Here is a 4,526-nt window from a genome sequence, read left to right on the forward strand (position 1 = left end):
GAATTAAATCTTATACTTCCGACTCCACTTTCGTGCGCATTCCAATTGAGTATCTTACGGCCATTTACAGTCCATAACTCGATTTGACCAGTAACACCACAAGCAGTAGCTAATTTGTTATTCTCAAAGAAGCTGACACCCCATGCAGGAGCACCCTCACAAGCCTTGAACTCAGAAACTAAAGCCCCTGAGACTTGTCTTATTTGGATGAAGCCGTCTTCTGAGGTAATAACAAGGTGTTTACCATCTAAGCTGTAATCTACCCATAGAACTTCTCCATGTTGTATATTAATTCTATTCTTCTCACTAATTTGGTTGAGAATCTTCTGTAAGGAGAAAACAGGATTCAGAGCTGGATAATCTTCTAAGGCGATATTTTCATCTATTAAATCATCTAACCTTCTTCCGGCGCTTATTGCAGTAATTAAAGCATCAATCTGTGATGAGTCAAACTGTTGCAAAGCATAGTTGCCTGACTGTTCAATTTCGGCAGCTAAAGATATTTCTTCTCTTTGGCTTTCAGCTTTCTTGTTTGCAAAAGTCGCAAAAGATACTGTTGCTAAAAATACACAAACTGATACTCCTAAAGTAGCTTTTAATAGCTTGCCAGCCCTTTGCCTTGCATTCTCTAGAATCTGGTTGGAAGATGAAAGCTCTGCTCGTTCTGCTTCTGATTCGATGAGCTTTTTATGAAGACTGAATTCATACCTTGAACGAAAGCTCTCTGCAATATAATCATGAACTAGTTGATACCTTCCATCTGTATCTTCCGGTAAATAGATTATAATTCCCGATCCACATAAAATTCTCAATACATACTCTAGTGGCTCATTTACGGCCTGTCCTACCTTCTCTTTCCCACCATTAGGAGAACGGTTGAGGTTGAGGTCTAAATTTCCACAATTTGACGAGTAATCAGAGGAGACGGTATCCTCAAACAAACCCGGCAACAACGCCTCTAACTCCCGCCGCAAATCCGATCGCGTCTTGAGCGGTCGCGTGCCCCGCTCGTCCGTCAGCAAATACAGCACCAGTTCCGCAATCTGTTCATACTCCGCGCCACAATCGTCGATTACCTCTTGCAGATAGCGGCTGACCAACTCCTCCTTTGGCTGATCGCCCAGCTCCCGATATTGCGCCAATGAGCGAATCCGCTCCGTCTCCAACTGCGAACCCACAATCTGTAGCTCAATTGGGCGCACCTCCTGCAACGGCCCCGCCAGATCCGCCACCAGCGCATCCACCAAATCCGGCTCCAGATACGATCGCGACTGCTGAGTCAAATCATCAATAATCGCCTTTGCCTGCTCCGGGCTGAAATTGCCGATGGGATAGAGAATATCGCGCCCCAGAATATTGCCAAACAGATTTTGGCTCAGCATATTAGGGCTAGCAACACCGCGTAGCGCCCGACTCGCTTCCAGCAGATAGTGAAGATAATCCTCCCGCAGCGACAGGATGATATTGAGATAGGTGATTCCCAGACAATTGCTCAAAAACTGAAAAAACTGCCGCCGCTGCACCGGATCAGGATTGGCAAAAAAGAACTCCTCAAACTGGTCAAACACCAGGACAATGCAGCGATTGTTCTGCTCGCACTGGCGCAGCATCGCCAAAATATCAGGACTGGATTCTGGCACCTGCACCGTTTTAGATCGTGACGATGCCTGAATCGATTCCGTCAGCGCCGTCGCTAGTTCCTTTTCCCAGTTCATATACTGCCGCACAATCACTGGCAGCGCAGACCGATAGCCAATCGCCTCTTTTTGCAGCGCCGGAATCAAACCCGCATTCACCAGCGAGCTTTTGCCCACTCCTGAATCCCCATGCAGCACCGTCAGCTTCGAGTCCGTGCTGTTAATCCGGCTCAGCAGTTCTTGTAGATCTAACTGCCGACCCGACGCATAAATCTCTGGCGCTGGCTCATCCGACTCCTCCAGCAGTTGCCCTTGTGCCCCCAGCCGTCCAGCACCGACAAACGCCCGAATGCCAGCAACTTTCTCCACCTCCAGCCGCGCCTGCTTCAGCTTAAACGCCTCCAGATAGCGCTTCTGCTGCCAGTACAGTTCACGCAAATCGCCCAAAATGGTGCTATAGGTGGTGGGATGGCCACGGTCACCTAAATATCGCGCCCATTCCAATAGAGTGATAGCACCTGTTTCATTACCTAACTGCACCTCTGCCTTGGCTTGCAGTGCCAAATACAATCCTTCTGCCCATTGTTGTGACAATGGCAATGGTTGAATAGTTTCCACTGCTAGATCGGCATAGTGTCTCGCCATTGGCCAATCTTGCTGATGTAGTTTCAGCTCAGCCAAAAAGCCATAATCCATCGCCAAGCGACTCAGCATGTGGTACTGCTGATGTAGTGGAATCACTTGATTCAGCAGCGGTTCCAAATCATCCCAAGCCTGTAGTCGTCGCAGTGTACCGAGCAGATGTCGGCTCACCTTAGCAACCATATCTAGACGATTAGCTGCTGCAAACAATTGCCAGCTTTCTTCCAAGGGCAGACGCGCCTGCTGCCAACCGTGATCGTCATACTGAGCCTGATCCAGTCGCCTCATTTCATCCGTATGATGAAAGTAAAATCGACCCAAGAAAAAGAGCGCCAACGCTAGTTTCAGATTCGCTGCCGGAGTAGTTTCGTGAATTTGCCCTGCCTGAACTTGGCTGCGCCAATAATCCACACAGGCTTGGAAATGTCCAATAGCGGCTTCGTCTAAACCCGCATCAGCACCCTCAACTAAATGCAGATCAGCCCGTAAATCAGCAGGTAATGAAACGGCTCGGTCGGATAAAGTCTGCAAAGCTTGGGCCAGTTCAGATCGACGCAAATCACCAAGTTGCGCCGCATCTATTGCTGCTCTCACCCTTTTAGGCAGAGGCTGATCCGGATCATTGGCAAGCTGGGGTTGATTTGGTTTGAAACAGGCTGCGTAAATTGCTTCCACGCCCTGCTGCAAAGATTGAATAATCGTATCAGTGGGAATCTCAAACGTCGGCGTGTCTACAGGTGCCCAGGTTTCAAAATTGGGTGCCCGATCCTTAAAGCTGTTGAACTGGGTGTCGTCCAGCCACAGCACGATGGGCATGGGCAACTGCTTGCGAAACTCTTCCCGCGCCGCATCCGCATTAGCAAACAGCTGATCTAAATCCTTAACCTGCTCAAACCCGACCACGATAATCCCCTCTGGTGGGTCGAGCGAAACTGCGATCGCATCTCGGATGGTGGTGTAAAGCTGCTGCGTATCGGCAGTCAACGTAATAATTTGAAGCTGGATTGAACAAATGTTCTGCAACTGAGTAATCAGGTGAGATCGCACCGCAACATAGTTGCATCGCGCTAAGAACAGATGAAATTCGCCGACTGACCATTCCAACGTTTGCGCCAATTCCTCTAGCGTTTGGCGATTGTGAACTTCAATCTCATCCTCCGGCCACTGGCTCATGCCTATAGCTCCTTCGCATCCAACAGAATTGGATTCACATCAAACCAAGACTCACCGCGATCGCGATACTCAAATACTAGCCGACTGCGAATTAATGTCTGATAGTCGTCATCGCCACTCACCTTTTTGCGCTGCCGCACCCGCCGCAGTAGCTCCCACTCATCGTCTGAAATATACATTGTCATTTCATTTCGATAGCCGCGAATCACATCTTCAAGTTGCGATCTCATTAGGGGAAACTGCCGTGCCTTTTTGATCCAGGCATTCAAAATCCGCAGCAAGTCCCGCACATGTCCACCACTAACGTGACAGAGATGATCCAACGATGCCGCCTCATCAAAAATTTCAGTTAGTGCCGCTAACCGTTCCGTTTCACTTAAATCAGGAAACGCGCGTGCCAACACCATCTGCTGCAACAACGCCATGCCCTCACTGCACTCAGTTCCATCTTGCCGCTGAATTGGCACCATTGGCAGCACCTTTGGATCTTCTGGAAAGCGCTGGGTCAACATGCCATATTCATTGGAGAACTTTAGCGCCAGCGGCATGGTATAAACCAGATGGCAACGTAAATTTTTAAGACAGCTGCTCTGGTCAATAAACAAATATTCTTGCTGAGGACGACCGTGAGATCGCGGACGATTGTCAATCCGATCCAGATTGTCCACAATCACGACCAGCCCCTTCTTGCCGTGCTGCTTCAATTGAGCAATGGCGGGTTCGATTAACTCCTGATTAATCGCTTTCAACAGCTCATTTTTCTGCGGCCCTAAGTAGTTGTTGATGCGATCGCGCAGGTTGGGGTCGCTTTTTGTCCGAGCGGTAATTTTGCCAATGCCTGCCGACAGAGAAAACTCACCATTATCGCTCCAAGAGATTCCTCCAATTCCTGGCACCTCACCAGACGCCCCAGTCACTTCAATTTCGGTCGTCAGGATCTGCACCGCTCCCTGCAAAATCGCCTTCAGTCCTGTGGGTTCTGCCAGTTTATACTGCTCAAGGCTCTGGCTGATGCGACGGGCAACCGTCAACAACACATCACCAATATCCACATCGGCCATTTCCAGATCATCA

At 49.1% G+C, this 4,526-nt stretch carries 2 protein-coding genes; both read right to left on the bottom strand.

Going from position 1 to position 4,526, the window contains the following annotated elements; all coding sequences use genetic code 11:
* Positions 1-3,452 (bottom strand): nSTAND1 domain-containing NTPase (locus AC286M_RS35120; RefSeq protein WP_488208890.1); only part of this gene is annotated, 3,452 nt, incomplete at its 3' end.
* A gap of 2 nt (positions 3,453-3,454) precedes the next feature.
* On the bottom strand, positions 3,455-4,526 hold a 1,072-nt coding region (locus tag AC286M_RS35125), incomplete at its 5' end, for an ATP-binding protein (RefSeq protein WP_488208891.1).

It is taken from the genome of Thainema salinarum CENA647 (genome assembly GCF_057732415.1).